The sequence below is a fragment of the Bradyrhizobium sp. F1.4.3 genome (assembly GCF_040548375.1).
Classification (GTDB): domain Bacteria; phylum Pseudomonadota; class Alphaproteobacteria; order Rhizobiales; family Xanthobacteraceae; genus Bradyrhizobium.
Map to the genome: position 1 here is coordinate 752,301 of NZ_JBEPRN010000002.1, position 23,760 is coordinate 776,060.

Below are 23,760 nucleotides of genomic sequence, written 5' to 3' on the forward strand. Positions count from 1 at the left end.
TGGGTCCCGGCTGGTCGGCGAGGGCGGTTGACGGCGGCCGCGGAGCGTCGAAACTGGCCGTCAAAAAGATCAGTCCCGGGAGCGACTCGCATGAGGCTTATCTTCCTCGCAACGATGGCGGCTTTCATGGTCGGACAGGCGGCAGCCAAGGATGTGTTGTCGGGCGCGAGCCTCTATGCCGATGTCGGTCGCTATGCCTCCTTTGGCCTGCACCGCTTCGGCTCGCCCGGCGATCGCGCGACCGCTGACTGGATCGCGGGCGAGCTATCGGCGGCCGGCTTCGCGATCAAATTCCAGCCCGTCGTGCTCGGCCGGCAATATGTCGTCGAGCGGGCCACAGCGGAAGCCGCCGGCACGGCTGTCGAGGCGACGCCGTTCTGGTGGCCGCCGGAGGACAAGGCCAGCTTCCATCTCTCCGCGCCGCTCGCGCGCGATGGCGACGTCGCCGGCAAGATTCTCTGGGTCGACCTGCCATTTGATCGCGGGGCCTATCTCGGCCCCGCCCATCGCGCGGCGATCGCAGAAGCCGCAGCGAAGAAGCCTGCCGCCATCCTGCTGATGATCGGCAATCCCGCCGACGATCGCTTCGCCTATAACGTCACACAGGAGGACGCGCCCTGGCCAGTGCCGGTGATGGTTGTCGGTGCCAAGTCGCGGGCCACGTTCGAACGTGCGCTGGCGTCAGGCGCGCCGGTGACGTTCGACGTTGCCGGCCATTACGAGCGTGACGTTTCCGGCCGCAACGTCATCGCCGAGATCGGGCACGGGCCGACCATCGTCGTCTCCACGCCGATGACCGGCTGGTACTCCTGCGTCTGCGAGCGCGGCCCCGGCATTGCCAACTTCCTCGCGCTGGCGCGCACGGTCGCCGCGGAAAAATGGCCGGCCCATTTTGTCTTCATCGCCACCGCCGGCCACGAGATCGGCCACGGCGGCATGGAGTTATTTTTGAAGGACGGCGCGCCCGCGCCGAGGGAGACGCTGGCCTGGATCCATTTCGGCTCGTCGAACGCCTGCTACGCCTTTGCGGAGGGAGCCCGCACCGACCGGCCCGAGGAGGAGCGCTATCTCGTGCTGAGCCAATCGGCCGTCGCACTGACCGACGAGGCTTTTACCGCCGTCGCAGCAAAACGTCTGGTAACGGAAAAGCAGGCGGTCGGCGAATTGCGCGATGTGCATGCGGCGGGCTACGCCAATTTCCTCGGCATGGCCGGCCGCCATCGCACCTTCCACACGCCGGAGGACGATCTTGGCGCGACCGGGCCCGAACTGCTCGAGCCGGTCGCCCGCGCTTTCGTCGATGCTGTGCGAAAGATCGTCGAACGCGGCGACGCCGCGTTCAGGTAGCGTCAGCTACTGGTAGTAGCCGCGCGGCTGATAATACTGCCGGGGCTGCTGCTGCTGATAGTAATAGCCCTGCTGGCCATAGCCCTGCTGGCCATAGCCCTGGTCATAAGACGGCGGCTGCTGCTGATAGACCTGCGCGCCGTAGACGCGGCTGGCCGTCCGCGGTGCCGGATAGCGGGCGCCGGTGTCGCTGCCGTCGGCCGGATAGATGTAATTGTCATCCTGCGGCATGTAGCGGCGGGCGGGCTGCGCCGGTGGCGTCAGATTCACGGGATCGTCGGCAGCGCTGTATTGCTCTTCGGCCGGCTGCTGGGCGCGGGCCACCGCGTTGGTGGTGCGGCCGCGCGGATTGCGCGCCAGCGCCACCTGCGCCGAGCCGGTCAACGTCACCGTGGTATTGAGCACGCCCTGCTCCTGCACCAGCGCATAGAGCGTCGTGGCATTCTGGCGCGACAGCCGCACGCAGCCATGCGAGGCGGGCGTGCCCAACCGTCCGACCGAGTCGGTGCCGTGGATGGCGTGCCCGACCTTGGTGAAGAAGATCGAGTGCGGCATCGGCGCGTCGTCGAATTCCTTGGAGAAGTGATCCTCTTCCATGCGGAAGGCGCGGAACGCGCCGTTCGGCGTCTCGCGCGAGGGGATGCCGGTTGACACCGGCCAGTGGTAACGCGCGACGCCGTCGACCACGACGGTCATCTGCTGATTGTCCTTGTCGATGGTAATGTCAACCTTGGCCTGCGCGGCGCCTGCGCTCAAAAGCATCAAGGAGGTGAACGCAATGAAAAAGGAACGCATCTGACTTCTGGCCTCCGGCCTGTTCACGCAAACGCCGCGGCTCTCCGTCCCCCGGCGTGCACTATGCCTGCAATCCGGCTTTCGTTCGAGCGGCCTGCCCCCCATCGTTAACGTGATGCCGGGCGTAAGCAAGGCCGCTTTGTGCCGCGGTATCAGCGGCGGCGGTGACATTTTCGCGAGCGGGTCCGTTCAAGATGGCGCCAATTTGTCATGAAGACGCAACCAATTGGCCGCATCGGCGTTGGGAGTGAGCTCACCTTTGCCAACGGTTTTCGCCGCGGGCTCACCCTTAGGAAACGCGATGAACAAAGTTCGTGTCACGGCCGCTTCGTTGCCGGCCAGTTTGCCCGGCCGCCTGCTCCTTGCAGGCGCCGCTATCGCTCTGCTCCTGCCGTGCCTGCCGCATCCTGGCCACGCCCAAGGCATCGTGCGCGGCGCCCAGGAAGGTTCTTATGAAGGCAACCGCATCGCCGGCCCGGTAGGCGGCGCGGTCGGAGGTGTCGTCGGTGCCGGTGTCGGAGGAGCCGTAGGCGCGGTCGAGGGCGTGTTCGGCATTCCCTACCACGGCCACCGCCGTTGCCGCGGGTATTACGACGGGTATCACCACTTCCGCTGCTATCGCTGAGGCGCCGTCATTCCGGGGCGCGACGAAGTCGCGAGCTATGATGCGCAATTGCGCATCATAGAATCCATTCATCCACCAACTCTGCCGCACGATGGATTCTCAGATGCGCGATTGCGCATCATAGTTCACGTTTCGCGTGCCCCCGGAATGACGGTTAATTCTTCAGCCGGTAACCCGTCCGGAAAATCCACCAGATCATGGCCAGGCAGATCACCAGGAACGCCAGCGTCATGCCGATGCTGACGGAGACGCTGACGTCAGCGATCTCGTAAAAGCTCCAGCGGAAGCCGGAGATCAGATAGACGACCGGGTTGAGCAGCGCCACGGTGTGCCAGGCCGGCGGCAGCATGTCGATGGAATAAAAGCTGCCGCCGAGGAAGGTCAGCGGCGTCACCACCAGCATCGGGATCATCTGGAGTTTTTCGAACCCGTCGGCCCAGATGCCGATGATGAAGCCGAACAGGCTGAAGGTGACGGCTGTCAGCACCAGGAAGACCAGCATCCAGACCGGATGATGGATGTGCAGCGGCACGAACAGGCCGGCCGTCGCCAGGATGATCAGGCCCAAAATGATCGACTTGGTTGCGGCCGCGCCGACATAGCCGAGCACGATCTCGAAATAGGAGATCGGCGCCGACAGGATTTCGTAGATCGTGCCGACGAATTTCGGAAAGTAGATGCCGAACGAGGCGTTGGCGATGCTTTGCGTCAGCACCGAAAGCATGATCAGGCCCGGCACGATGAAGGTGCCGTAGCTCACGCCCTCGACCTCGCTGATGCGCGAGCCGATCGCAGCACCAAACACAACGAAATAGAGCGAGGTCGAGACCACAGGCGAGACGATGCTTTGCAGCAGCGTGCGCCAGGTGCGCGCCATTTCGAACAGGTAGATGGCGCGGACAGCGCGGAAATTCATGACGTCCTCACGAGATCGACGAAGATGTCCTCGAGCGACGATTGCGTCGTGTCGAGATCGTTGAAGCGGATGCCGGCGGTGCGGAGGTCGCTGAGCAGGCTGGTGATGCCGGTGCGCTCGCCCTTGGTGTCGTAGTCGTAGATCAGCGTCGCACCACTGTCGCAGAGGTCGAGCGCGTAGTGGGCGAGGCTCTCCGGCAGCGCGCTGAGTTTGCCCTGCAAATGCAGCGTCAGCCGTTTCTTGCCGAGCTTCTGCATCAGGGTCGCCTTGTCCTCGATCAGTACGATCTCGCCCTTGTTGATGACGCCAATGCGGTCGGCCATCTCCTCGGCTTCCTCGATGTAGTGGGTGGTGAGGATGATGGTGACGCCGGATTGCTGAAGCGTGCGCACCACTTCCCACATGCCTTTGCGCAGCTCGACGTCGACGCCAGCGGTCGGCTCGTCCAGGAACAGGATCTGCGGCTCGTGCGACAGCGCTTTGGCGATCATCACGCGGCGCTTCATGCCGCCGGAGAGCGTGATGATCTTGTTGTCTTTCTTGTCCCAGAGCGAGAGGTCCTTCAGGACCTTCTCGATATGGGCCGGGTTCTTCGGCTTGCCGAACAGGCCGCGGGAGAAGCTCACCGTCGCCCACACGCTCTCGAAGGCGTCGGTGTGCAATTCCTGCGGCACCAGCCCGATCAGCGAGCGCGCCTTGCGGTAGGAGCTCTGGATGTCCTCGCCGCCGACGAGGACTTTGCCTTCGCTGGGATTGGCGATGCCGCAGATGATCGAGATCAGCGTTGTCTTGCCGGCGCCGTTGGGACCGAGCAGCGCGAAGATTTCGCCGCGCTTGATGTCGAGATTGATGTTCTTGAGCGCCTTGAAGCCGGACTTATAGGTCTTCGACAAATTGGCGACGGAGATGATGGGTGACATGATGGCCGGCGGGCTGGGGAAGGGGGCGCTGGGACCGACTTGGGAGGGGGCGGGTCAGCGGAGCCCTGAAATAGGAATGCCGTTGCCCGGTCGCAATTGGTGAGAGAAAAATGGTCTCAAAACAGGCCCTTCAGTGGCAGGTTTCGGGCAAGTGTTGCGCGATGGTCACGGGTTGCGGCTAAGATTGTCGCTCACGCGGCTCTTTGTTGCGTCTGCGAGCAGGCCGTGGCTACGATTCCGGCGAATCGCGAAGTGTCCCCAGGGAAAAGATCGATGAGACCGAACGGCCGTCACACAGCCGGCACCAGCCAGTTGTCCACTCTGCGCACGTGGGCGATTTGCCTGCTCCTGCTGTCAACTGTTGCCATGAGCCCGACCACCGCGAAGGCGGCGCCGAGCCAGGCAGCCGCGACGACGCATGTCTACCTGCTCCGTGGCGTGCTCAACATCTTCTCGCTCGGGCTGGACACGATCGGCGCAAGGCTCGAGGCGCAGGGCATCCCGGTGACGGTTGCGAACTTCGTCTCCTGGTCCTCGCTCGCCGATGAGGCCGCAGCGAATTACAGGGCCGGCCGGCTCAAGACCATCGTGCTGGTCGGGCACTCCTCGGGCGCGACCGCGCTGCCCGACATGATCGCCAAGCTCAACCAGCTCGGCGTTCCCGTGAAGCTCGCGATCGGGCTCGACTCCGTGTTCAAGACCAGGCTGTCGACCGGCGCCGAGCGCTATATCAACATCTATATCGGCGACGGTCCGGGTGAGCCGGTGCGGGCCGCGGCCGGTCTTCACGGCAAGCTCGACAATGTCGACGTGCGCGGCAGCGGCGTCGGCCACATCACGATCGACAAGAACGAGGCGATCCAGCGCCGCGTCATCGCCGAGATCGACGCTGCGATCGCGCGGTCGCGGGCGCCGGCAGCGCCGATGGCTGAACCCGGCACGCCGCGCCGGGCACGCTCTGCGGCGGCAACGGCTCCGGGGCGCAACTGAAGCCTTTTGCCGGGAACGGCTGAACTGATGATGCCGCCGTCACCTCGACGGCGGCATTGTCGTATCTGCAAGCCAAAAGCTTGATCGCCTGATAGCACGTCGTCGCGCGTCACACATGAACGAGCCGGACTTGTCGACCAGCACGTCATCGATGTCGCCGATCTTGCTTTCCTTGAGATCGTAGACGGCCTGATCTCGAGAGCGACTTCGAGGCGCTGCTGGCATTGTGGACGCCGCTGTTCCGCGGCATCAACGAACTCAACCGGTCGCTGGGGATGAACGATGCCTATCCGTTCGACAACATATCGCCAGCGGTGAAAGGCAAGCTGCATCTCGTGCACAGGGCGATCAGCGCGTTTCGCGATCAGCAGAGGCTGGCGGCGTAGACGTGGCGGCGGAGGCCCGGGCTCCAGCGAAGCAGGGCGGCTATCGCGTTGCGTCTTGCCAATTCAGGGCGTGCCGTCTTCGGCACCCGGCGCCTCGGGCTTCAGGTAGACGATCAGGCAGCAGCAACACATTGCGAGCCCGGCCACCGGAAATTTCAAGGCGACGGCAGAAGCAACCGCGAAGATGACGAGAGTGACGACGGAGCGGAAGCGCATGATTTTGCGCTCCTTCGGCGGGACCTCGCTGACGGATGCACGCCCGATGAGATCCCAGATCAACGCGATATAGGTCGCGTTCACCAGGAAAAACACCGCCGCATAGAATGCGACCGGCTGTGGCGCGAGTTCGCTCACCGCCATCCAGGCGGTGGAGAGCGGCAGCAGCGACACCGAGAACAAATGCGCGAAGTTGAACCACATCAGCCGCGGCGTCGCTTCGTTCGCATAGCGCATCAGATGGTGGTGATTGGCCCAGACGATCGCGATGAAGACGTAGCTCACGGCATAGCTGAGCCAGGTCGGCCAGAGCGCCAGCAATGCCGCGAAGGTTGGGATCTCGGGCGGACGAAGCTCCAGCACGAGCACCGTGATCAGGACGGCGAACACGCCGTCCGAAAATGCGCTCAGCCGTTCGGGAGTCCGTCTCGCATGGGCCATGGTGCCCCATCTCCATCGACACCTGGTGCTCTGCCTGACGCGAAGAGCACGGCTCCTGTTCTTTCTACACCGATTTCACCTCGCCGCCGTCCATGCGAAGCACCGTGCCGGTCATCCAGCGCGCGGCCGGCGAGATCGCGAACGCGATGAGATCGGCGATTTCTCGGGCTTCGCCGAAGCGGCCGATGCCGGCCTGGCTGAGCTGGCCTCTTGCAGCTTCTCGCCGCTCCGCGCCGCGATGACGACTGCGCCGAAGTCACGCGCGAGCCGAACCGCGGTGGCCCTGCCGATCCCCGAGCTTGCGCCGGTGACGATGGCGACGGATCTCGTCATGGTGATCTCCCCACCCTACCGGAGCTTGCCCAGGAAATCGCGAATGCTGGCCGCGATCTCCGTTGCATGCGTTTCCAGCGCGAAATGACCGGTGTCGAAGAACTGCACCACCGCGTTGGGATTGTCGCGCTTGAACGCTTCGGCACCGGGCGGAATGAAGAACGGATCGTTCCTGCCCCAGGCCGCGAGAAACGGCGGCTTGTGCTTGCGGAAATACTCCTGGAATGACGGATACAGCGCGACATTGCTCTTGTAGTCGCCGAACAGGTCGAGCTGCACGTCGTCCGAACCCGGACGCGCCAGATAGAAATTGTCGAGATTCTGGCCGTCCGGCGACACCAGGGTCGCATCGGGAACGCCATGCGTATACTGCCAGCGCGTGGCCTCCGGCGCGAGGAAGGCACGTAGCGCGTCGCGGTTGGCCGGCGATGGATCCTGCCAATAGGCTTTGATCGGAGTCCAGCCGTCGCTCAGCCCCTCCTCATAGGCGTTGCCGTTCTGCGAGATGATGGCCGTGATGCGCTCGGGGTGACGCAGCGCGAGCCGAAAGCCGGTCGGCGCGCCATAGTCGAAGACGTAGACGGCAAAGCGGTCGAAGCCGATCACCTCGGTGAAGCGCTCGGTCACGCGCGCGACGTTGTCGAACGTGTAGCGGAAATTGTCGCGCGAGGGCATGTCGGACTGGCCGAAGCCGGGAAGATCGGGTGCCACGATGTGAAACTTGTCGGCGAGCAGCGGGATCAGGTCGCGGAACATGTGGCCTGCGCTCGGGAAGCCGTGCAGCAGCAGGAGCTTCGGCGCGCCCGAAGGCCCGGCCTCGCGATAGAACACTTTGAAGCCATCGATGTCGGCCGTGCGATATCTGGTGGAGGTCATGGCAGTCTCCGTCATTGGTAGCTGATGTAATTGCCTCAAGAAGGTTGAATCAGGCAGTGGCGCGACGGCGCAGGGAGCTTTAGCCGCTCGCGCTGCGGACCGCTTCGCGAATGATGTCTGTGACGGCCGCGGGCGCGGAGACGCTCGGTGTGTGATCAACGGCGTGCGTTTGTATCCGCGCCTTCATGCGCTCGGCCATGTAGCGCTGCGTGTCCGGCACGATCATGCGGTCCTGCTCGGCGATCAGGAACCAGCTCGGGACGTCCTTCCAGAGCGGGCGGCCGGCCGGCACCGTGATGCAGTTCAGCGAGATCGGCCGCTGTACGGCTGCGAGCACGGCGTGCTCTTCCGCCGAGGCGTTCTGCGCAAATGCCGCCGCGAAGGCATCCTCGGGCAGCCAGATCAGGCCATTGTCGTCGGGTGCGAGCTCCGGCGCCTGCGGATGCGGCGGAAGGCGATAGAACACGTCCGCAACCTTCTCGCCCTCGTCCGGGGCAAGGGCAGTGACATAGACCAGCGCCTTCACGCGCGTCGGCCGCGCAAGCGCAATGACCGCGCCAGCGTAAGCGTGCCCCGCAAGCACGATCGGGCCTTCGGTGCGATCCAGGCTGCGGTTGAGGGCGGCGACATCATCGGCGAGAGAGGTCAGCGGCAGCGGCGCTGCCTGCGCCTTGATCCCCTCCGCCTCGAGCGCGGTGATGACACGCGCCCAGCTCGACCCATCCGCCCACGCGCCGTGGGCCAACACCACCGTCGCACCGCCTTTGGCCATCTTCATCTCCCAGATGTAACCTGTTTGAAGTCTGGTATTAGGTTACAGACACTGATAGTAACTTGTCAATAGGCATTTTACTGGTTATGTAGAGGGCGTTCAATCTGGCTGGGGAGCCGCACGTGCCAAACAGACCGCCTGCCATGTTCATTGCTGACTCGCTCGGTCTCGATTTCCTCAACTCGATCGCGACGCCGGTCGATACGCCCGTCGATTGGCTCGACGATGGCGAAGGCCTGATCGACTGGCTCGCCCAGGCCAGGCTCGTTCCATCTGACGAGCTCGAGGCGATGAAAGCGCGCACCTTGCCGGGCGAGCTCGACAAGGTCGCGGATCAGGCCCGCGCCTTACGCGAGTGGTTTCGGGGTTTCGTGCGCAAGCATGCGGGCCGGCCGCTTACCGCGAAGGCGCTTCACGAACTCGGTCCGTTGAACAGCCTTTTGGAGCGCGATGAGGCGTTCCGGCAGATCACGCCGCGTCATGGCGAGGCCGGTGATGGCCTCGCGCTGCAAAGGATGCGGCGCTGGCGGTCGCCCGAATCCCTGCTGCTGCCGGTCGGCGAGGCGCTGGCGAAGTTCGTCTGTGACGAGGATTTTTCGGACGTGAAGGCGTGCGAGGGCCATAGCTGCACGCTGCTGTTCGCGGACCACACCCGCAGGCGCGCGCGACGGTGGTGCATCATGGCGGTCTGCGGCAACCGCGCCAAGCAGGCCGCGCATCGCAGCAGGCTCAAGAGCAGGCACTGACGGCGCCGGGGGCGAGAGACAAGAAGGAGTCCAACACCATGGCTGAGCTTCCCCTGATCGTCTTCGACGTCAACGAGACACTGCTTGACCTCCAGACGATGGAGCCGACCTTCGCGCGCATCTTTGGCGACAAGGACGCGATGCGGCTGTGGTTCGCGAATTTCATCCTGTATTCCTCGGCCCTTACGGTCGCCGGCTGTTATGTCCCGTTCACCGACATCGGCGCTGCCGTGATGAAGATGCTCGCGGACACGAGAGGCATCAGGATCGATGAGCGGGACAAGAAGGAGCTGACCGAGCGGTTTTCGACGATGCCGCCGCATCCGGAGGTTCCCGCGGCGCTGCGCAAGCTGCGTGACGCCGGCTTCCGCCTGTTCACGCTGACCGACAATCTGCTCGAGGTGCAAACGCGCCAGCTGACGCATGGCGGCATCGTCGATCTGTTCGAACGCCGTTTCAGCGCCGACGGTGTCAAGCACCACAAGCCGTCGCGGCAGGCCTATGGCTATGTCGAGCGCGAGCTCGGCGCAAACCCCTCGCAGTTCTGTCTCATCGCGTGTCACACCTGGGACACGCTCGGTGCGGTGGCGGCGGGCTGGGAGGCGGCGCTGATCAGACGCGCCGGCAACGACGTCCTCGGTGTCGGTCCGCAGCCGCACATCGTCGGTGACGACCTCAACGACGTCGCCGATCAATTGATCGCGCGCCACGGCGCCGCTGCCGGCGCCGGGTGATGCGACTGCGCGCGCTGGACTCGAGCAGCGCGGGCAATCCTATCGCTTCTTGACCAGCTTCAGGGGGCGATCGGTCGTCTGAGTGTGATGCTTGCTCGAAGCGCTCTGCGCATCGGGTGGGCTCAGGAAGCGGACGAGCATTTTCTTCAGATGCGTCGCGTTCTGCTTGATATCCAGCTTGGGATTTCGGATCGGCATGGCGCGGGATCCGTCGATGACGGCGATCAGGATATTCGCCGTCGCATCCGGATCCAGTCCCGGATCGACCCGTCCCTGGCTTTGCGCCTGGCGGAGGAAATCGCCCCACATGCGGCGTACCGCGTCAGTGTGCCGCGCGATCATTCTGGCGAATTCCGGATTGCGTGCGGCCTCCGCGAGGCCATCCAGGTTGAGGACCTGGGCGGGACGAAACCGCAGGCTGGTTTCCTCGATGTCGGCGAGCAGCGCCTCGATCACGTCGGGGGAGGCGAGAATCTTTTCGAAGCGGTCAGCCGCATGGGCGAGACCCATGTCGATCATCGTTTCGATGATCGCCTCCTTGCTCGGGAAGTAGTGATAGAGGTGGCCCGGGCTGATCCCGGCTTGGGCGCAGATATCGGTCGTACTGGCGCCGCGGAAGCCATCCCGGGTGAAGCAGCGCAGCGCCGCAGCGATGATCTCGCCGCGCTTGCGCTCGTGCTTGACCGGGTCGACTTTCCTCAAGGCGCGCGTCTCCCTTCCCCTGAACGCCCCATCTAGCACGACGGTCCGCCACGAGAAAATCAAAATTAGAGAGTTCCATCTATTTATATTGACGGGTGGCAAGGGGCGTGGGAATGATTACTAGAGTAAACTCTCTAATAATAATGAGTCGAAGCGTGAGCGGGACCATGCGCTTTCAACGGGCGACCCTGATGTGTGTCACGCTTGCGCTAGGTGGGTGCGCGACCGCGCCGCTTGAGCGCGGCGGCTCGCTCAGGAGCTACGACCGGATGTCTGATGCGAACGGACTGGTGACGCGATCGCAGATCCGCGTGAGCAAGAAAGATGTGTTGGCAGCGAAAACGATCCGGATTGCATCGACGGTCTTTCCCGCGCGCACCGACGTTGCGCTGAACGAGAAGGAGCGGCGTCTGGTCGCCAACGCCATCAGTCGCGAGCTGTGTCTCAGCCTCAGCGAGCGCTTCCGCATCGTGGCCGCCGATGAAGATGCCGACCTCACGGTGCAGGCGACGGTGACCCATGCTGCACCGACCAGCCCGACCGCCTCCGGCGCCTCGAAAGCCCTGTCGATTGCCAAGACGGTTGCGCTCCCCGCCGTGCCCGTGCCGGTGCCGAGGCTTCCGGTCGGGCTCGGCAGCCTGTCGGTCGAAGCGGAAGCGCATGACTTCGCCGGATTTCAGAAAGCGGCCATGGTCTGGGCGCGCGGCGCCAATTCCATCACGAACTCTCCGCGGGTTGCCAACGAGGGCGATGCATACGATCTCGCCGCCGATTTCGGCGCCGACTTCGCCAAGCTGGTGTCCACCGGCGAGTCGCCGTTCGGCGGAGTCCCTGCGCTGCCCCCGATTGACAGCATTTCCGTGCGACTTGGCGGTGCGCCCAAATACGTCGCGTGCGAGGCGTTCGGACGGTTTCCGGGCCTGACCGGCCTTGCGGGGCAGGGGCTCGGCCTGCCGCCGGGCTGGACGGATTCAGGTGCCAAGGACAGTCCGGCCCCGCCACCGGCGCACGAGGTGCCTTCAGAGCAGACGCTCACGCAATGAGCTGGATGTGCTCTTGGCGGCGTTCCTTGCCACGCCCGAGCTCAACATATTGGTAGCCGACCAGAGTCAATGACATGCTGACATCCGCAACAACTCGCCCTTCCCAACGCGTTCTGCGCCAGAGCGCAACGCGCACTGATACCCGCGTGAGCGCGGGGAGCGTTCCCCTGTTCACGGCCGACGAGGCGTGGGGCCGGACCAACGCGGATCGGGGTGCAGCCGGTGAGAAAGATGACGATGACTCGCTCCTCGAGCCCGGCTTCTGGATGACGGCCCTGGTCGCGTTTCTGCCCACGGTCGCTGGCTGTCTCTATCTCTTCCTGACCCAGGGGTGAGGCGCCGGCATCGCGCGCGGCGCCGAGGGCAGGCAATGAATTCACGATATGAATTGATGCGGAGCGATCACCGAGCGCCCGCGTTCGGCCGCCGCAGATCCCTGGCTGCCTTGGTGGCTGTCATGACGCTGTTGCTGGCGGGGTGCGCGTCGAGCGCCAATCTCCCGCCTGTCTATCATCCTCCGCATCCGCCCAGTGCCAAGGCGGTCCAGGAGGGCGTCAAGAAAGCCGCCGCCGAAGCCAAGCTGACCGGAGGACTCGAGACATCCGCCGTCCGCCACGCCGACCACGGGCCGGGATCGTATTTCGTCTGCGTGAGGCAGAGCGGCCCGTCGGCGGGCGGACGGCCCGCCTATTCGGTCTTTTTCGACAACGACGATTACAAGGGAATCCAGAGTTCGGTGCTGTCTGAAGCCTGTGAGGCCGAATCATTGGTTCCGATCAAGTGAGGCCACGATGCCGGGATGGTCGGAATGAGCGCCCCCGCTGACGGGCGGCGCGGTCTCGGTTCCGTGCCCCAAATTCCACCCAATCAATGGTCACTAAGCCTCGGAGGAGGCCTCTGCCTCCTGTGGTGGGACTGCGGGACTTGATGATTGATCCAAGGCGACTTGTGGTGCTGGCAGCGGTTGCGCTGCTCGCCTTGAACCCCGGCATGGCCGCAGCCTCGCCCGCCAAGCCGAAGCCTGCTGCGGCCCCGACCGTCGCGCCGCCGCCTCCTGCGGCTGAGCCGCTGCCGCCGCCAAAAATCTACCTGTTCCGTGGCGCGATGGGGCCGATCTTTTCGACCGGCATGGACCGGCTCAGCGAGAAGCTGACCCAGGCCGGCTTCTCCGCCGACGTCTATGAATTCACCATCTGCCGATGGATCGGCGATCGCGCCATCGCAAGCTACAAGGAATCGCCGGCGCCGATCGTGCTGATCGGCCATTCCATGGGTGGGCTGTGCTCGGTCCTCATCTCCGAGATGGCGGCCAAGGAGAACATCCCGATCAGCCTGGTCATCATTATCGACCCCGCGCATGCGACCGATGACGTGCCGCTCAATGTCCAGCGCTTCATCAACATCTTCCTCTCCGACAGCGTGCTCGGCGGGGGCGATGTGGTGGCGGTGCCCGGCTATCGTGGCCACTATGCGAGCTACGACCTCAAGGAGAGCTCGCGGGTCAGTCATATCAATATCGAGAAATCGGACGACATTCATCGCCAGATCATCGAGATGGTGACGCAGCTGCCGCGCATTCCGCCTCAGACCCAGGCCGATGCGGTGCCGCTGCGCTACCTCGTGCCCGGGGATACGCCGGTCGAATTGTGGGATAGCGGCGTGCGGCTGCCGGTACGCCGCGGCGACACCATGGAGAGCATCGCCGCAGCCAATCGCGTGCCGCTGTGGTCGCTCGCGCAGAGCAACTCGCTGCCGGAGAACGCACCGCTCACCCCCGGCCAGACCATCATCGTCCCACGGCATCTGACGCCGCCCGAGCCGACGGCAGCGATGGCGACGCCGGCAACGCCGGGGCGGCGGTAAACTCCGTCATGCCCGGGCTTGTCCCGGGCACCCACGTCTTCCATTGCGTGCGAAAAGAACGTGGATGGCCGGGACACGCCCGGCCATGACGAAGAGCGCGAGAGACGAAGCGATCTAGACGTTCGATCCGTGGATCGCATCGATCACGGCGTCCGTGACCTCCTTCGTCGTCGCGCTTCCGCCGACATCCGGCGTCAGCACGCCGGCTGCGCAGACGCGCTCGACGGCCACCATCAGCCGCACCGCGGCGTCCTTCTCGCCAAGATGCTCGAGCATCTGCGCGCCGGTCCAGAAGGTTGCGACCGGGTTGGCGATGCCCTTGCCGGTGATGTCGAAGGCCGAGCCGTGGATCGGCTCGAACATCGACGGGAAGCGGCGCTCCGGATCGATGTTGCCAGTCGGCGCCACGCCGAGGCTTCCGGCCAGCGCGCCGGCGAGGTCGGAGAGGATATCGGCGTGCAAATTTGTCGCCACGATGGTGTCGAGGCTCTTCGGATGCAGCGTCATGCGCACCGTCATGGCATCGACCAGCATCTTGTCCCAGGTGACGTCGGGAAATTCGGTCGCGACCTCGGCCGCGATCTCGTCCCACATCACCATGCCGTGGCGCTGCGCGTTCGACTTGGTCACCACGGTCAGGAATTTGCGCGAACGCGACTGCGCGAGCTTGAACGCATAGCGCATGATCCGCGTCACGCCGACGCGGGTGAACACCGCCACTTCGGTGCCGACCTCTTCCGGCAGGCCACGATGCGCACGGCCGCCCATGCCGGCATATTCGCCTTCCGAATTCTCGCGCACGATCACCCAGTCGAGATCGCCGACACCGACATTGCGCAGCGGCGAGGCGACGCCGGGCAGAATCTTGGTCGGCCGCACATTGGCGTATTGGTCAAAGCCCTGGCAGATCGGCAGTCGCAGGCCCCACAGCGTGATGTGATCAGGCACGTCGGGCGCGCCGACCGCGCCGAAATAGATCGCATCGAATTTCTTCAGTTCAGCAAGACCGTCGGCCGGCATCATCACGCCGTGCTTCTTGTAATAATCCGAGCCCCAGTCGAAGGTCTTGATGGTGAAGGCAAGGTCGCCGCTGCGCTTGGCCAGCGCCTCCAGCACGCGGACACCGGCCGAGATGACCTCGGGGCCGATGCCGTCGGCAGGGATTGCTGCAATCGAATGGGTGCGCATGAGAAAGCTCCGTTTGAGATCAGTGGGATTGCGGGACGGGTTCGACGGTCGCGGTTTGGGCGCGCGACAATAGCAAGGTCAGGACCGCGGAGAGAACGAGCAGGCCGGCGACGAAGTAAAGCCCGCCGACGAAACTGCCGGTCCGGTCCTTGATCCAGCCGATCATGGCGGGACCAACGAAGCCGCCGAGATTGCCGATCGAGTTGATGGTGGCGATGCCTGCCGCGGCCGCAGAGCCGGAGAGGAACAGCGTCGGCATGCTCCACAGCGGCGGCTTGGCCGAGGAGATGCCGATATTGACGAGGGCGAGCGCGACTAGCACGGCGACCACGCCGGTCGCAAGGCCGGCATAGGCGAGCCCTGCGGCCGCGAGCAGGCAGGCCAGCACGACATGCCAGGTGCGCTCGCCGGTGCGGTCCGAATGCCGCGCCCACAGCACCATGGCGACGACGGCGGCCGTCGCCGGCAGCGCATTGAGGAAGCCGACCTGAAGCGTGGACAGGCCGAACTGCTTGATGATCTGCGGCGCCCAGACGCCGAGCGTGTAGAGGCCGGCCGAAGTGCCGAAGTAGATCAGCGCCAGCGCCAGCACGCGCGGATCGGCAAGCCCGCGCCAAATGCTGTGGCTTGCGGTCGCGGCCTTGCTGGTGGTCTCCGCGTTCATGGCCTCGACCAGCCATTGGCGCTCGTCGTCCGCGAGCCATTTCGCCTTCTCGGGACGGTCGGTCAGGAATGCCAGCACGACGAAGCCGAGCAGCACGGCCGGCAGCGCCTCGAGCACGAACAGCCATTGCCAGCCCTTGAGGCCGAGCAGGCCGTCCATCTCCAGCAGCGCGCCGGAGACCGGCGAACCCAGCACGGTCGAGAGTGGTGCCGCCGCCATGAACAGCGCGGTCACCGCAGCGCGCTGGCGCGCCGGGAACCAGTAGGAGAGATAGAGGATGATGCCGGGGAAGAAGCCGGCTTCCGCGACGCCGAGCAGGAAGCGCAGCACGTAGAAGCTGGTCGGCCCCTGCACGAACGCCATCGCGGCCGACACGAGGCCCCAGGTGATCATCACCCGCGCAATCCAGATCCGCGCGCCGACCTTGTGCAGGATGATGTTGGAGGGCACCTCGAACAGGAAATAGCCCCAGAAGAAGACGCCGGCGCCGAAGCCGTAGACGGTCGGCGACAAGCCGATGTCCTTGTTCATCGTCAGCGACGCGAAGCCGATGTTGACCCGGTCGATGAAGGCCACGAAGTAGAGCAGCATGATGAAGGGAACGATGCGCCAGGTGATCTTGCGCAGCACGCGCGTCTGAATCTCGCTCGCCACCTTGGCCTCCCTCAAATCCCGGTTCTTCGTTCTGTGGGCGGATCCGCAGGTCCACGCCGGCAGCGAGCCTAGGCGGAGGCAGGAGGTGGACTCAATTGGCGCTGGTTTATACAAAAAAATGATATAATCCTTGGCGAAGGTAAGAGGACCGGCGGATGGAATTGCATCAGCTCCGATGCTTCGTGGCGGCGGCCGAGCAGCTGCATTTCGGCCGGGCAGCGCAGCATCTCCAGATGCTGCCTTCCGCGCTGGGCCGCCAGATCAGGCTGCTGGAAGAGGATCTGGGAACGCGGCTATTCGCGCGGACGACGCGCGCCGTCTCGCTCACCGAGGACGGCACGACGCTGCTGCGTGATGCCCGCGCCATCCTCGCCCGGGTCGAGGCGGTCGAGAGCAATCTGCGCAACCGTTCGCGTGCGGGCGCCGCACGGCGGCTGCGGGTCGGCGCCATCGACAGTGCCGCGGCGGGGCTGCTGCCGCCACTGTTGCGCGACTTCCGTGCCAAGCATCCGGAGGTCTCAGTTCAGCTTCTCGAAGACAAGACCATCCGGCTGTTGCCAAAGATTCTGACCGGCGCACTCGATCTCGCCTTCGTCCGTCCGCCCGACCGGCCGGACAAGCGGCTCGAATTCCGCCATCTGCTCCAGGAGACCGCCATCGTCGCGTTTCCTCAGCGCCACGCGCTCGCCGGGCGGAAGTCGATCACGCTCGCGGAAATCGCCGACGAGGCGATGCTGGTGCCGGACCGCCGCTCGCGGCCGCACAGCCACGACCTCACGATAAAACTGTTCGAGCAGGCCGGGTCAACGCCGCGCATCGTGCAGGTCGCCGACGAGAAGCAGACCATCATCCATCTGGTCGCAACGCGGCTGGGCGTTGCGATCGTGCCGCGCTGGACCACGCGGATGGCGGTGTCAGGTGTGCGGTTCGTGCCGCTCCGGCCAAAGCAGAGCGGCCCCGTCGGCCGGCTGCCGCTCGCGGCGTCCTGGCTGCGCGGCTCGCGCGATCCAGTCCGCGATGCGATGCTGTCCGTGCTCGAGGCGCGCCTGCGCAGCTATGCGCGGGAGGCGTGAGGCGCTATCAATTTGGCTTGGACAGAAGGTGTGATGCAATGACCGATCAGAAAGCTCCGAACGAATTGCGGGTTGCCATTGCAGGATTGGGCTCGATCGGCACCAAGATCGCAACCGCGATCGATCAGGGCATCGAGGGACTGACGCTCTCCGCCGTGGCGGTGCGCGACCCCGCAAAGCATCAAGCTTTCCTGAAGAGCCTGCGGAGCTCGCCGTCGGTCCTGCCGATCGATCAACTTGGCGCCGCCGCCGACATCGTGGTGGAATGCGCGCCGAGCAGCCAGCTACGCGCGATCGTCGAGCCCGCGGTGAAGCGCGGCAAGGCCGCGGTCGTCGTCAGCGTCGGCGGACTGCTCGACAACTTTGATCTCGTCGATCTTGCCCGCGCCAATGGTGGCCGCATCATCGTGCCAACCGGGGCGCTGATCGGCCTCGATGCCGTCAACGCCGCCGCAATCGGCACCATCCATTCGGTGAAGATGGTGACGCGCAAGCCGATCGACGGCTTGAAGGGCGCGCCGTTCATCGTCGAGAACAAGATCGATATCGACAATCTGCGCGAGCCGCTCAAGCTGTTCGAGGGTACCGCGCGCGAGGCCGCAAAGGGTTTTCCGGCCAATCTCAATGTCGCAGTCGCGCTGTCGCTCGCGGGCGTCGGGCCGGATCGCACCCAAGTGCAGATCTGGGCCGACCCGACCGTGACGCGCAACGTTCACCGCATCGAGGTGGAGGCGGATTCCGCGCGCTTCTCGATGAGCATCGAGAACATCCCGTCCGAGAATCCCAAGACCGGGATGATCACGGCGCTGTCCGTGATCGCGCTGCTGCGCAAGCAGCGCGCCACGCTCTGCGTTGGGACGTGATCCTCACGCGCCGGTGACGCGCCAGATCACGTTGCCGACGTCGTCGGCCATCAGTAGCGATTTGTCGGGGCCGATCGCGACGCCGACCGGGCGTCCGTAGGACTCCTTCTCGTCCGGCGCCAGGAAGCCCGACAGGATATCGCGCGCGGGGCCGGAGGGCTTCCCGTTCTCGAATGGGATGAACACGACCTTGTAGCCGGAGAGCTTGCTCCGATTCCACGAGCCGTGCTGGCCGATCACCATGCCGTCCGGAAAACCGGGCAGCGTTCCTGCCGGCATCCAGCACAGGCCGAGCGACGCGGTGTGGCCGCCGAGCGCATAGTCCGGTGTGAGCGCCTTTGCGACCAGCGCCGGATCTTGCGGCACGCGGTCGTCCACCGTCTTGCCCCAGTAGCAATAGGGCCAGCCGTAGAAGCCGCCGTCACGCACCGAGGTGAGATAATCCGGCGGCGTCTCGTCGCCGAGGCCGTCGCGCTCGTTGACGACGGTCCAGAGCACGTTCGTGTTCGGCTCCCAGGCAAGGCCAACGGGATTGCGCAGGCCGGCACCGAAGATGCGATGCGTGCCGTTGACGAGGTCGAGTTCATAGATCGCGGCGCGGCCTTCCTCGACCTCCATGCCCATCTCGGCGATATTGCTGAGCGAGCCGACGCCGGCATAGAGCTTCTTGCCGTCGGCGCTTGCGAGCAGGCTGCGCGTCCAGTGGCCGCTCGGCTTGAACGTGGTGAGCCGCTTGCCTGGTGCGGTGATGCGATCGGCATTCGCGACATAGGGAAACGCCATCACGCCGTCGGTGTTGCCGACATAGAAGGTGTCGCCGATCAGCGCCATGCCAAACGGCTGGCTCAAATTCTCCATGAAGGCGGTGCGCACTTCGGCGACGCCGTCACCGTCCTTGTCACGCAACAGCGTGATTCGATTGGCGCTGACGCCGAGCGCCGCGGCGCGCCGCATCGTCGCCTGCATCGCGTAGTGAAACACAGACCTCGGTGCGCCCGCGATCTGCGTCGCTTCCGCGATCAGCACGTCGCCGTTGGGCAGCACCTCGATCCAGCGCGGATGATCGAGGCCCGTCGCAAATGCATTGACCTTGAGACCGGGTGCGGCGGTCGGCTTCTGGCCTTCGCTCCAGCCCCGCGCCGTCGGCATCTTCAATGTCGGCAGCGCGCCTTGCGGCTTCGCCTCGGGAATGGCCGGCGCCTGGCCCCAGGCCGGCGCGGGCTCGGTGCCCGACAGCTTTCGCCATTGCAGCGCGATGCCGCCGACGAAGGCGACGAACTGCGCAAAGATGCTGGAAAAGGTCATGAAAATCCCCTGTCGAATCTGCGGCACTGTGCAACGACCGATCGTCCAAGACTCGTCCAAGACCCCGCGCGGGCCCAGACCTGATCGTCGACCTCTCCAGATCCACGATGGAATGTCGTCGTGCCGTTTTGCGCGCGCATCCAACTGGGTAGCGGCCAAAAGGTCAACCGTCGCGGAACTCAGCCGAGGTCTATCGGCGTGGAATGGCTGCTGATCGAATTTGCATAGGGGAGAGGCCGAGATCAGCGGCCGATGTGCCGCTCCAACCGCCGTGCCGCGCGAAAATCCTCGAGGGGATGGACGTTCGGCACGAGCGCAGCCTCCTTGGACAGGAGGTGATAGACCCGCGCGACCGTGCGCTGCTTCTGCTTCGGCCGCCCGGGCGGCAGCGCCCGCGCCTTGCGGACGGCGGTGATCGCGTGCTCGCGAAAATAATCGTAGGCGTCCGACATGGCTCGATGCTCTGCGGTCACTGCAGGTGTCGAGGCGCTAACGGGCTTGGGAAAAGGTGGTTCCTGGCTGAGTGTTCCGGGCGCACCAACCCATCACCGTCATCCCCGCGCAATGGCGAAGCCATTGTCGCTGGAGGTGCGAGCCATGGGGCGCAACGCGCGCCATGGGGAGCCTCGAAGGATGCACGGCTCGGCTGCATCTTGGCGGTGCATCCTTCGAGGTTCGGCTCACGATGCATTCGCATCGTAAACCTCGCACCTCAGGGATGACGGGGCAGTCAGGAGTGTCATTGCAGGAAGTACCCGCCCTTACCGCGGCGACAGGAACGGAATGATCATCGGCACGCGGCGGCAATAGGCGCCGTAGGCGTCTTCGCCAAGCTCCTTCGACAAGAACACCTCTTCCATCCGCCCCTTCTGCCACATGCCGAGCGAGATCAGGATCGCGCCGAGCATCGCCGTCACCGTGCCGACCGCGATGCCGGTCGCGAGCATGCCGGCGATCAGGCCGGTGTAGATCGGATGACGCACGATGCCGTACGGGCCGGTGTCGACGACGCGGTGGTCTTCCTTCTGGGTGATGGTGTTTGACCAGAATTTTCCGAGATGCAGCCGTCCCCACCAGGTAAAGGAGATGCCGGCAAGCACGATCAGGGCAACGACATAGACGCCGGCATTGCCGAACACCCAAAGCGGCTTCTCGCCCAGCACTTCGGCCGTCCACGGCGTGAACAGGATGCCGCCCACCAGGATCGGAATGCGATAGCGGCCGGATTCCAGCGTCATCACCTGCTTCTGGGTGCGGCCCTGCCAGAACGAGGCGCCGACCCAGCTTGCGAGCCAGGCGAGCCAGATCAGGGCGAGCAGCTGCGTCGGCCAGGTTGTGGTCCAGCCACCCCAGGCGACAGAGAGAAGCTTGCTGAAATCGAAGGACATGCGGAAAGGTTCTTTGGGTTGGGCGGCGGCTCAGCTCGCGCGCGAAGAGAGCGCGTGATGCTCGATGGCGCCGGAGGCTGGCTCGCCGCCGCGGGCGAGCAGATGGGTGATGGTTTCGCGCAGCACCGGCTCGATCGGGCGCGGTGCATAGCCGAGCTCGGTGCGCGCCTTGCCGATCGAGAGATCGCTCGCGGCAAGCGCGATGCGCACGCCCTCGGCGGTGCCGTTGGGCGGCCGGCGGGTGACGTGATCGGAGAAATATTCGAGCATGATGCCGGAGAACTCGGCGATCCTGCCGGGGACCACGACCGGAAACTGCCGACGGCCGCTCATCGCGGACATCATCCGCAGGATCTGGCCGAGCCTGACGCAATCGCCGCCGAGAATATAGCGCTGGCCGATACGGCCGCGCTCCATGGTCAGCACCAGGCCCATCGCGACGTCGCGGACGTCGACGAGGTTGACCAGGAAGTCGAGATGCGGCTGCACCTTCTTCTGGAGGAAGTACCATAGCATCGCCGTCGGCGGCGTCAGATTGTGGTCGGCAGGTCCGATCGGCATCGTCGGCGTGCCGATGACGAGCGGGAAGCCGGCGGCGGCGGCCTTCGCGGCGTGATGCTCGGCGAGCGATTTTGATCGCGTATAGGCGCCGGGCATTGCATCGGCGGGCTGGAGCGCCTCTTCAGCCGCAACGCCGTTGAGGTTCGAATAGGGAAACAGGATGGATTCCGTCGAGCAGTGCAGGAAGCGCGACACGCCGCGCTTCATCGCGGCTGCGAGCACGACCTCGGTGCCGCGGTAATTGACGTCGTGAAAGTCACGCTTGTTGGCGACCCACATCCCGGGCAGGCCGGCGAGGTGATAGACCTGATCGACGCAGGCAAGCGCGGCATCGACCGCGGCACCATCCAGCACCGAGCCGTGCACATATTCAACGTCCGCGTGGGCGGCGGCCGGCGGCCGGACATCGAGAACACGTACCCGCTGCCCACGGGCGCGGAGCGCTTCGACGAGATGCTGTCCGATGAAACCACTGCCACCGGTAACCAGTACGAGAGTCATGAAGAAGGTTTTGCTGTTCCGCTCTGGAAGCTATCGGGTTGAAAGGGAGTTGGTCGGAAGAGGCGCGAGAATCGCGGCGAGGTCGCGACGAAAACCCAGTGCAATGAATAATTTTGCCATGACGAACATCGGTCCAAGCAGGAAATGAGTGGGGTGGTCGACCATTGACGGCTGCCGCTCCTCAAACACCTTGTGGCCGACGATCTGCGATGCGACGCCTACCCCGATCAGCACCGCAAAAATCGACCACATCATGGCAATCGAGACCTGATTGCCGATCGCGGTTGCGACCGAAAGCAGCACAATCATCGCCGCGAGGATGCCGAGGCCAATCCCGGCGTCCAGCATCAGCCAGTATACCAGCACCGGCAGGGCCAAAATCACCGCCAGGCTCACCTCGATCCCGAACACGGGAAAATGCACCAGCGTCAGCGGCAGCGTAGCGCCGGTGAAGAGCAGGAGAATGCCGACCACATGCATCGCGCAATTCCAGGGATCGCGATGGTATTCGACATAATCGGCCAGTTGGCGTTGAAAATAGCCAGCCATCTTGGTCTCGTGCAGCACGGGGTCGGGGAAGGACGAAGAGAGGCTATAGCACCGGACAGGGCAGTGCACAAACCGGGCTATTGTCGCGCAAAACCGTGCTGTCGCGCTGTGAGACAGGTCACAAAACGGTCAAGACTTCAACGGGTTCCGTCAGACGCCGAGCCGCGTGCGCTCAGTGTTTCCTGGCAGGCTTTTTCGTCGCAGGCGCGGGCGCCGCAGTGGGGCGCGCAGGCTCGTCCTCGGGCAGTTTGGCAAAGGTCAGGATTTGCAACTGGCCGTTGACGGCCGAGGTCGGCCGGGCGCGGTCGAGGAACTGCTCCTCGCCGAGGCCGATGGGCTGGAGCCGCTTGGTCGAGATCTTGAACGTGTTCACCAGCACGTCGCGAATCGCGTCCGCCCGGCGCTGGCTCAGGATCGCGTTGGCCTCCCGCGTTTTCTGATTGGACTCGACATGGCCGACGATCAGGAACGTGTAGGGCAGCAGCGAGGCGTGAACCAGCGCGTCCGCGATTCGGCCGACGGTCTGGTAGGAGTCCGGCTGGATGATCGGCGTGTCGGCGTCGAACTGGATCTGCGCGTTGAAGGCGGGCAGCTTGGCGAGATCGGGCGCGATCAGCGGCCGGTTCACCGGCCCCGGATCATTCTTGATCCTGGCCTTGGCCCGCTCCATCACCTGCTGCTTCAGCGCGGGGAGGTCGACCTCGGCGGCCTCCTCGAAATGATTGAGCTTGCCGACAATGTCGTCGCGGGTCGGCGCCGTCTGCGCGCCTGCGGTGCCGGCGAGCAGGGCGAGGCCAAGAGCGCTACCAAGAGCGATGCCAATTCCGGCGGCGGAATGCCTGGTTGCGCGCATCATCGATATCCCGCGTCGTCGACGGCCTTCAGGCAGTTGTTGCTGATGCCCTTGGGCGTCGAGATCAGGCAGGGGACCGACTTGCTGGTCACCTTGGTCGAGCCGCCGCAGACCTTGACGATCTCGCGCTGGCAGGCATTCGCGACGGTGACGCGGGCGGCCACCCGCTTCAGGATGGCGTCGAAGGCCGTGAGGTAATCGGTCTGGCACTGCGGCGACAGCACATCCCGGTTGCGGGACAGGCACTCCTTCAGCCGGGTCGAGTCCGGATTGACGCCGCGGCAATTGGCGACGATTTCCGCACCGCAACTCTTGGCCAATAGCCCGATCGAATCGCCGAAGCTCATGGTCTCCGCCGCCGCAAGCGACGGCATCCCCAATGCAAGCACGATCAGTGTGATGGAGCCCCGGACCATGGCTGCATCTGATACGGGGAAGTTCGCGATGGTCAAGGGG

29 protein-coding genes and 1 pseudogene are annotated in these 23,760 nt (G+C 64.7%); 12 read left to right on the top strand and 18 right to left on the bottom strand.

Annotated elements, in window-relative coordinates:
- Nucleotides 1-90: 90 nt before the first annotated feature.
- Nucleotides 91-1,347: a hypothetical protein gene (locus ABIB73_RS10995; RefSeq protein WP_354223851.1), complete on the top strand. Its 1,257-nt coding sequence runs from the start codon at nucleotides 91-93 to the stop codon at nucleotides 1,345-1,347.
- 6 nt (nucleotides 1,348-1,353) lie between these two features.
- Here ABIB73_RS10995 and ABIB73_RS11000 read toward each other — a convergent pair whose 3' ends face one another.
- Nucleotides 1,354-2,142, bottom strand: coding sequence for a L,D-transpeptidase (locus tag ABIB73_RS11000; RefSeq protein ID WP_354223853.1), 789 nt, complete (start codon nucleotides 2,140-2,142; stop codon nucleotides 1,354-1,356).
- Between the two features lie 301 nt (nucleotides 2,143-2,443).
- Here ABIB73_RS11000 and ABIB73_RS11005 point away from each other — a divergent pair, with 301 nt between their 5' ends.
- Nucleotides 2,444-2,767 (top strand): hypothetical protein, encoded by a 324-nt coding sequence (locus ABIB73_RS11005; RefSeq protein WP_354223855.1) that lies wholly within the window; start codon nucleotides 2,444-2,446, stop codon nucleotides 2,765-2,767.
- 154 nt (nucleotides 2,768-2,921) lie between these two features.
- On the opposite strand, the gene ABIB73_RS11010 is transcribed toward ABIB73_RS11005, so the two are convergent.
- Together ABIB73_RS11010 and ABIB73_RS11015 are read right to left on the bottom strand one after the other, a co-directional pair.
- On the bottom strand, nucleotides 2,922-3,683 hold the full coding sequence (locus ABIB73_RS11010) for an ABC transporter permease (protein WP_354223857.1): 762 nt from the start codon (nucleotides 3,681-3,683) through the stop codon (nucleotides 2,922-2,924).
- Nucleotides 3,680-4,603 (bottom strand): ABC transporter ATP-binding protein, encoded by a 924-nt coding sequence (locus ABIB73_RS11015; RefSeq protein WP_354223859.1) that lies wholly within the window; start codon nucleotides 4,601-4,603, stop codon nucleotides 3,680-3,682. Before ABIB73_RS11015 ends, ABIB73_RS11010 begins: the two co-directional genes overlap by 4 nt.
- A 273-nt stretch (nucleotides 4,604-4,876) precedes the next feature.
- Here ABIB73_RS11015 and ABIB73_RS11020 point away from each other — a divergent pair, with 273 nt between their 5' ends.
- Nucleotides 4,877-5,593, top strand: coding sequence for a hypothetical protein (locus ABIB73_RS11020; protein WP_354223861.1), 717 nt, complete (start codon nucleotides 4,877-4,879; stop codon nucleotides 5,591-5,593).
- 224 nt (nucleotides 5,594-5,817) lie between these two features.
- Nucleotides 5,818-5,979, top strand: a complete 162-nt coding sequence (locus ABIB73_RS11025) for a putative zinc-binding metallopeptidase (RefSeq protein ID WP_354223862.1) — start codon at nucleotides 5,818-5,820, stop codon at nucleotides 5,977-5,979.
- A 63-nt stretch (nucleotides 5,980-6,042) separates the two neighbouring features.
- Here the strand turns inward: ABIB73_RS11025 and ABIB73_RS11030 are convergent, their stop codons facing one another.
- The 5 genes and pseudogenes from ABIB73_RS11030 to ABIB73_RS11050 form a co-directional block, all read right to left on the bottom strand.
- Nucleotides 6,043-6,636 carry a TMEM175 family protein gene (locus ABIB73_RS11030; RefSeq protein WP_354223864.1) on the bottom strand — a complete coding sequence of 198 codons (594 nt, stop codon included), beginning with the start codon at nucleotides 6,634-6,636 and terminating at the stop codon, nucleotides 6,043-6,045.
- A gap of 64 nt (nucleotides 6,637-6,700) precedes the next feature.
- Nucleotides 6,701-6,823, bottom strand: a complete 123-nt coding sequence (locus ABIB73_RS11035) for an SDR family oxidoreductase (protein ID WP_502918422.1) — start codon at nucleotides 6,821-6,823, stop codon at nucleotides 6,701-6,703.
- A 56-nt stretch (nucleotides 6,824-6,879) separates the two neighbouring features.
- Nucleotides 6,880-6,969: pseudogene (locus ABIB73_RS11040) on the bottom strand (SDR family oxidoreductase); the annotation flags it as partial.
- A 15-nt stretch (nucleotides 6,970-6,984) separates the two neighbouring features.
- On the bottom strand, nucleotides 6,985-7,845 hold the full coding sequence (locus ABIB73_RS11045; protein ID WP_354223866.1) for an alpha/beta fold hydrolase: 861 nt from the start codon (nucleotides 7,843-7,845) through the stop codon (nucleotides 6,985-6,987).
- A 79-nt stretch (nucleotides 7,846-7,924) separates the two neighbouring features.
- Complete coding sequence (locus tag ABIB73_RS11050) at nucleotides 7,925-8,617, bottom strand: alpha/beta fold hydrolase (RefSeq protein WP_354223868.1); 693 nt, start codon at nucleotides 8,615-8,617, stop codon at nucleotides 7,925-7,927.
- A 143-nt stretch (nucleotides 8,618-8,760) separates the two neighbouring features.
- Here ABIB73_RS11050 and ABIB73_RS11055 point away from each other — a divergent pair, with 143 nt between their 5' ends.
- Both ABIB73_RS11055 and ABIB73_RS11060 read left to right on the top strand, forming a co-directional pair.
- Complete coding sequence (locus ABIB73_RS11055; protein ID WP_354223870.1) at nucleotides 8,761-9,363, top strand: CGNR zinc finger domain-containing protein; 603 nt, start codon at nucleotides 8,761-8,763, stop codon at nucleotides 9,361-9,363.
- 38 nt (nucleotides 9,364-9,401) lie between these two features.
- Complete coding sequence (locus tag ABIB73_RS11060) at nucleotides 9,402-10,097, top strand: haloacid dehalogenase type II (protein ID WP_354223872.1); 696 nt, start codon at nucleotides 9,402-9,404, stop codon at nucleotides 10,095-10,097.
- 39 nt (nucleotides 10,098-10,136) lie between these two features.
- On the opposite strand, the gene ABIB73_RS11065 is transcribed toward ABIB73_RS11060, so the two are convergent.
- Nucleotides 10,137-10,799, bottom strand: a complete 663-nt coding sequence (locus tag ABIB73_RS11065; RefSeq protein WP_354224277.1) for a TetR/AcrR family transcriptional regulator — start codon at nucleotides 10,797-10,799, stop codon at nucleotides 10,137-10,139.
- Between the two features lie 191 nt (nucleotides 10,800-10,990).
- On the opposite strand from ABIB73_RS11065, the gene ABIB73_RS11070 reads away from it, so the two are divergent.
- The 4 genes from ABIB73_RS11070 (at nucleotide 10,991) to ABIB73_RS11085 (ending at nucleotide 13,705) form a co-directional block, all read left to right on the top strand.
- Nucleotides 10,991-11,842, top strand: a complete 852-nt coding sequence (locus ABIB73_RS11070; RefSeq protein WP_354224279.1) for a DUF3313 domain-containing protein — start codon at nucleotides 10,991-10,993, stop codon at nucleotides 11,840-11,842.
- A 74-nt stretch (nucleotides 11,843-11,916) separates the two neighbouring features.
- Nucleotides 11,917-12,177, top strand: a complete 261-nt coding sequence (locus ABIB73_RS11075; RefSeq protein WP_354223874.1) for a hypothetical protein — start codon at nucleotides 11,917-11,919, stop codon at nucleotides 12,175-12,177.
- A 122-nt stretch (nucleotides 12,178-12,299) separates the two neighbouring features.
- Complete coding sequence (locus ABIB73_RS11080; RefSeq protein ID WP_354223876.1) at nucleotides 12,300-12,626, top strand: hypothetical protein; 327 nt, start codon at nucleotides 12,300-12,302, stop codon at nucleotides 12,624-12,626.
- Between the two features lie 143 nt (nucleotides 12,627-12,769).
- Nucleotides 12,770-13,705 (top strand): LysM domain-containing protein, encoded by a 936-nt coding sequence (locus tag ABIB73_RS11085; protein ID WP_354223878.1) that lies wholly within the window; start codon nucleotides 12,770-12,772, stop codon nucleotides 13,703-13,705.
- Between the two features lie 114 nt (nucleotides 13,706-13,819).
- Here the strand turns inward: ABIB73_RS11085 and ABIB73_RS11090 are convergent, their stop codons facing one another.
- Nucleotides 13,820-14,893 (bottom strand): tartrate dehydrogenase, encoded by a 1,074-nt coding sequence (locus ABIB73_RS11090; protein WP_354223880.1) that lies wholly within the window; start codon nucleotides 14,891-14,893, stop codon nucleotides 13,820-13,822.
- A gap of 19 nt (nucleotides 14,894-14,912) precedes the next feature.
- Nucleotides 14,913-16,211, bottom strand: coding sequence for an MFS transporter (locus ABIB73_RS11095; RefSeq protein ID WP_354223882.1), 1,299 nt, complete (start codon nucleotides 16,209-16,211; stop codon nucleotides 14,913-14,915).
- Nucleotides 16,212-16,366: 155 nt separating this feature from the next.
- On the opposite strand from ABIB73_RS11095, the gene ABIB73_RS11100 reads away from it, so the two are divergent.
- Both ABIB73_RS11100 and ABIB73_RS11105 read left to right on the top strand, forming a co-directional pair.
- On the top strand, nucleotides 16,367-17,284 hold the full coding sequence (locus tag ABIB73_RS11100) for a LysR family transcriptional regulator (RefSeq protein ID WP_354223883.1): 918 nt from the start codon (nucleotides 16,367-16,369) through the stop codon (nucleotides 17,282-17,284).
- Nucleotides 17,285-17,322: 38 nt separating this feature from the next.
- Nucleotides 17,323-18,147: an aspartate dehydrogenase gene (locus tag ABIB73_RS11105; RefSeq protein ID WP_354223884.1), complete on the top strand. Its 825-nt coding sequence runs from the start codon at nucleotides 17,323-17,325 to the stop codon at nucleotides 18,145-18,147.
- Nucleotides 18,148-18,150: 3 nt separating this feature from the next.
- Here the strand turns inward: ABIB73_RS11105 and ABIB73_RS11110 are convergent, their stop codons facing one another.
- The 7 genes from ABIB73_RS11110 to ABIB73_RS11140 all read right to left on the bottom strand — a co-directional run bounded on the left by ABIB73_RS11110 (nucleotide 18,151) and on the right by ABIB73_RS11140 (nucleotide 23,720).
- On the bottom strand, nucleotides 18,151-19,452 hold the full coding sequence (locus ABIB73_RS11110; protein WP_354223885.1) for a PQQ-dependent sugar dehydrogenase: 1,302 nt from the start codon (nucleotides 19,450-19,452) through the stop codon (nucleotides 18,151-18,153).
- A gap of 242 nt (nucleotides 19,453-19,694) precedes the next feature.
- Nucleotides 19,695-19,904 (bottom strand): hypothetical protein, encoded by a 210-nt coding sequence (locus ABIB73_RS11115; protein WP_354223886.1) that lies wholly within the window; start codon nucleotides 19,902-19,904, stop codon nucleotides 19,695-19,697.
- A gap of 309 nt (nucleotides 19,905-20,213) precedes the next feature.
- Complete coding sequence (locus ABIB73_RS11120; RefSeq protein ID WP_354223887.1) at nucleotides 20,214-20,840, bottom strand: methyltransferase family protein; 627 nt, start codon at nucleotides 20,838-20,840, stop codon at nucleotides 20,214-20,216.
- A gap of 30 nt (nucleotides 20,841-20,870) precedes the next feature.
- On the bottom strand, nucleotides 20,871-21,902 hold the full coding sequence (locus tag ABIB73_RS11125) for an NAD-dependent epimerase/dehydratase family protein (protein WP_354223889.1): 1,032 nt from the start codon (nucleotides 21,900-21,902) through the stop codon (nucleotides 20,871-20,873).
- 30 nt (nucleotides 21,903-21,932) lie between these two features.
- Nucleotides 21,933-22,451 carry an Mpo1 family 2-hydroxy fatty acid dioxygenase gene (locus ABIB73_RS11130; RefSeq protein ID WP_354223891.1) on the bottom strand — a complete coding sequence of 173 codons (519 nt, stop codon included), beginning with the start codon at nucleotides 22,449-22,451 and terminating at the stop codon, nucleotides 21,933-21,935.
- A 172-nt stretch (nucleotides 22,452-22,623) separates the two neighbouring features.
- Entirely contained in the window at nucleotides 22,624-23,304 is a 681-nt protein-coding gene (locus ABIB73_RS11135) for an OmpA family protein (RefSeq protein ID WP_354223893.1), read from the bottom strand.
- Nucleotides 23,304-23,720, bottom strand: a complete 417-nt coding sequence (locus ABIB73_RS11140) for a hypothetical protein (protein WP_354223895.1) — start codon at nucleotides 23,718-23,720, stop codon at nucleotides 23,304-23,306. Before ABIB73_RS11140 ends, ABIB73_RS11135 begins: the two co-directional genes overlap by 1 nt.
- Between the last annotated feature and the right edge of the window lie 40 nt (nucleotides 23,721-23,760).

Bases quoted from the DNA above. Each gene is read 5' to 3' on its own strand.
- ABIB73_RS11115 (WP_354223886.1), bottom strand. From the start codon at position 19,904: ATGTCGGACGCCTACGATTATTTTCGCGAGCACGCGATCACCGCCGTC.
- ABIB73_RS11120 (WP_354223887.1), bottom strand. From the start codon at position 20,840: ATGTCCTTCGATTTCAGCAAGCTTCTCTCTGTCGCCTGGGGTGGCTGG.
- ABIB73_RS11015 (WP_354223859.1), bottom strand. From the start codon at position 4,603: ATGTCACCCATCATCTCCGTCGCCAATTTGTCGAAGACCTATAAGTCC.
- ABIB73_RS11085 (WP_354223878.1), top strand. From the start codon at position 12,770: ATGATTGATCCAAGGCGACTTGTGGTGCTGGCAGCGGTTGCGCTGCTC.
- ABIB73_RS11125 (WP_354223889.1), bottom strand. From the start codon at position 21,902: ATGACTCTCGTACTGGTTACCGGTGGCAGTGGTTTCATCGGACAGCAT.
- ABIB73_RS11110 (WP_354223885.1), bottom strand. From the start codon at position 19,452: ATGACCTTTTCCAGCATCTTTGCGCAGTTCGTCGCCTTCGTCGGCGGC.
- ABIB73_RS11000 (WP_354223853.1), bottom strand. From the start codon at position 2,142: ATGCGTTCCTTTTTCATTGCGTTCACCTCCTTGATGCTTTTGAGCGCA.
- ABIB73_RS11070 (WP_354224279.1), top strand. From the start codon at position 10,991: ATGTGTGTCACGCTTGCGCTAGGTGGGTGCGCGACCGCGCCGCTTGAG.
- ABIB73_RS11060 (WP_354223872.1), top strand. From the start codon at position 9,402: ATGGCTGAGCTTCCCCTGATCGTCTTCGACGTCAACGAGACACTGCTT.
- ABIB73_RS11030 (WP_354223864.1), bottom strand. From the start codon at position 6,636: ATGGCCCATGCGAGACGGACTCCCGAACGGCTGAGCGCATTTTCGGAC.
- ABIB73_RS11135 (WP_354223893.1), bottom strand. From the start codon at position 23,304: ATGCGCGCAACCAGGCATTCCGCCGCCGGAATTGGCATCGCTCTTGGT.
- ABIB73_RS11050 (WP_354223868.1), bottom strand. From the start codon at position 8,617: ATGGCCAAAGGCGGTGCGACGGTGGTGTTGGCCCACGGCGCGTGGGCG.
- ABIB73_RS11080 (WP_354223876.1), top strand. From the start codon at position 12,300: ATGACGCTGTTGCTGGCGGGGTGCGCGTCGAGCGCCAATCTCCCGCCT.
- ABIB73_RS11075 (WP_354223874.1), top strand. From the start codon at position 11,917: ATGCTGACATCCGCAACAACTCGCCCTTCCCAACGCGTTCTGCGCCAG.
- ABIB73_RS11105 (WP_354223884.1), top strand. From the start codon at position 17,323: ATGACCGATCAGAAAGCTCCGAACGAATTGCGGGTTGCCATTGCAGGA.
- ABIB73_RS11010 (WP_354223857.1), bottom strand. From the start codon at position 3,683: ATGAATTTCCGCGCTGTCCGCGCCATCTACCTGTTCGAAATGGCGCGC.
- ABIB73_RS11100 (WP_354223883.1), top strand. From the start codon at position 16,367: ATGGAATTGCATCAGCTCCGATGCTTCGTGGCGGCGGCCGAGCAGCTG.
- ABIB73_RS11130 (WP_354223891.1), bottom strand. From the start codon at position 22,451: ATGGCTGGCTATTTTCAACGCCAACTGGCCGATTATGTCGAATACCAT.
- ABIB73_RS11045 (WP_354223866.1), bottom strand. From the start codon at position 7,845: ATGACCTCCACCAGATATCGCACGGCCGACATCGATGGCTTCAAAGTG.
- ABIB73_RS11140 (WP_354223895.1), bottom strand. From the start codon at position 23,720: ATGGTCCGGGGCTCCATCACACTGATCGTGCTTGCATTGGGGATGCCG.
- ABIB73_RS11020 (WP_354223861.1), top strand. From the start codon at position 4,877: ATGAGACCGAACGGCCGTCACACAGCCGGCACCAGCCAGTTGTCCACT.
- ABIB73_RS11055 (WP_354223870.1), top strand. From the start codon at position 8,761: ATGTTCATTGCTGACTCGCTCGGTCTCGATTTCCTCAACTCGATCGCG.
- ABIB73_RS11090 (WP_354223880.1), bottom strand. From the start codon at position 14,893: ATGCGCACCCATTCGATTGCAGCAATCCCTGCCGACGGCATCGGCCCC.
- ABIB73_RS10995 (WP_354223851.1), top strand. From the start codon at position 91: ATGAGGCTTATCTTCCTCGCAACGATGGCGGCTTTCATGGTCGGACAG.
- ABIB73_RS11005 (WP_354223855.1), top strand. From the start codon at position 2,444: ATGAACAAAGTTCGTGTCACGGCCGCTTCGTTGCCGGCCAGTTTGCCC.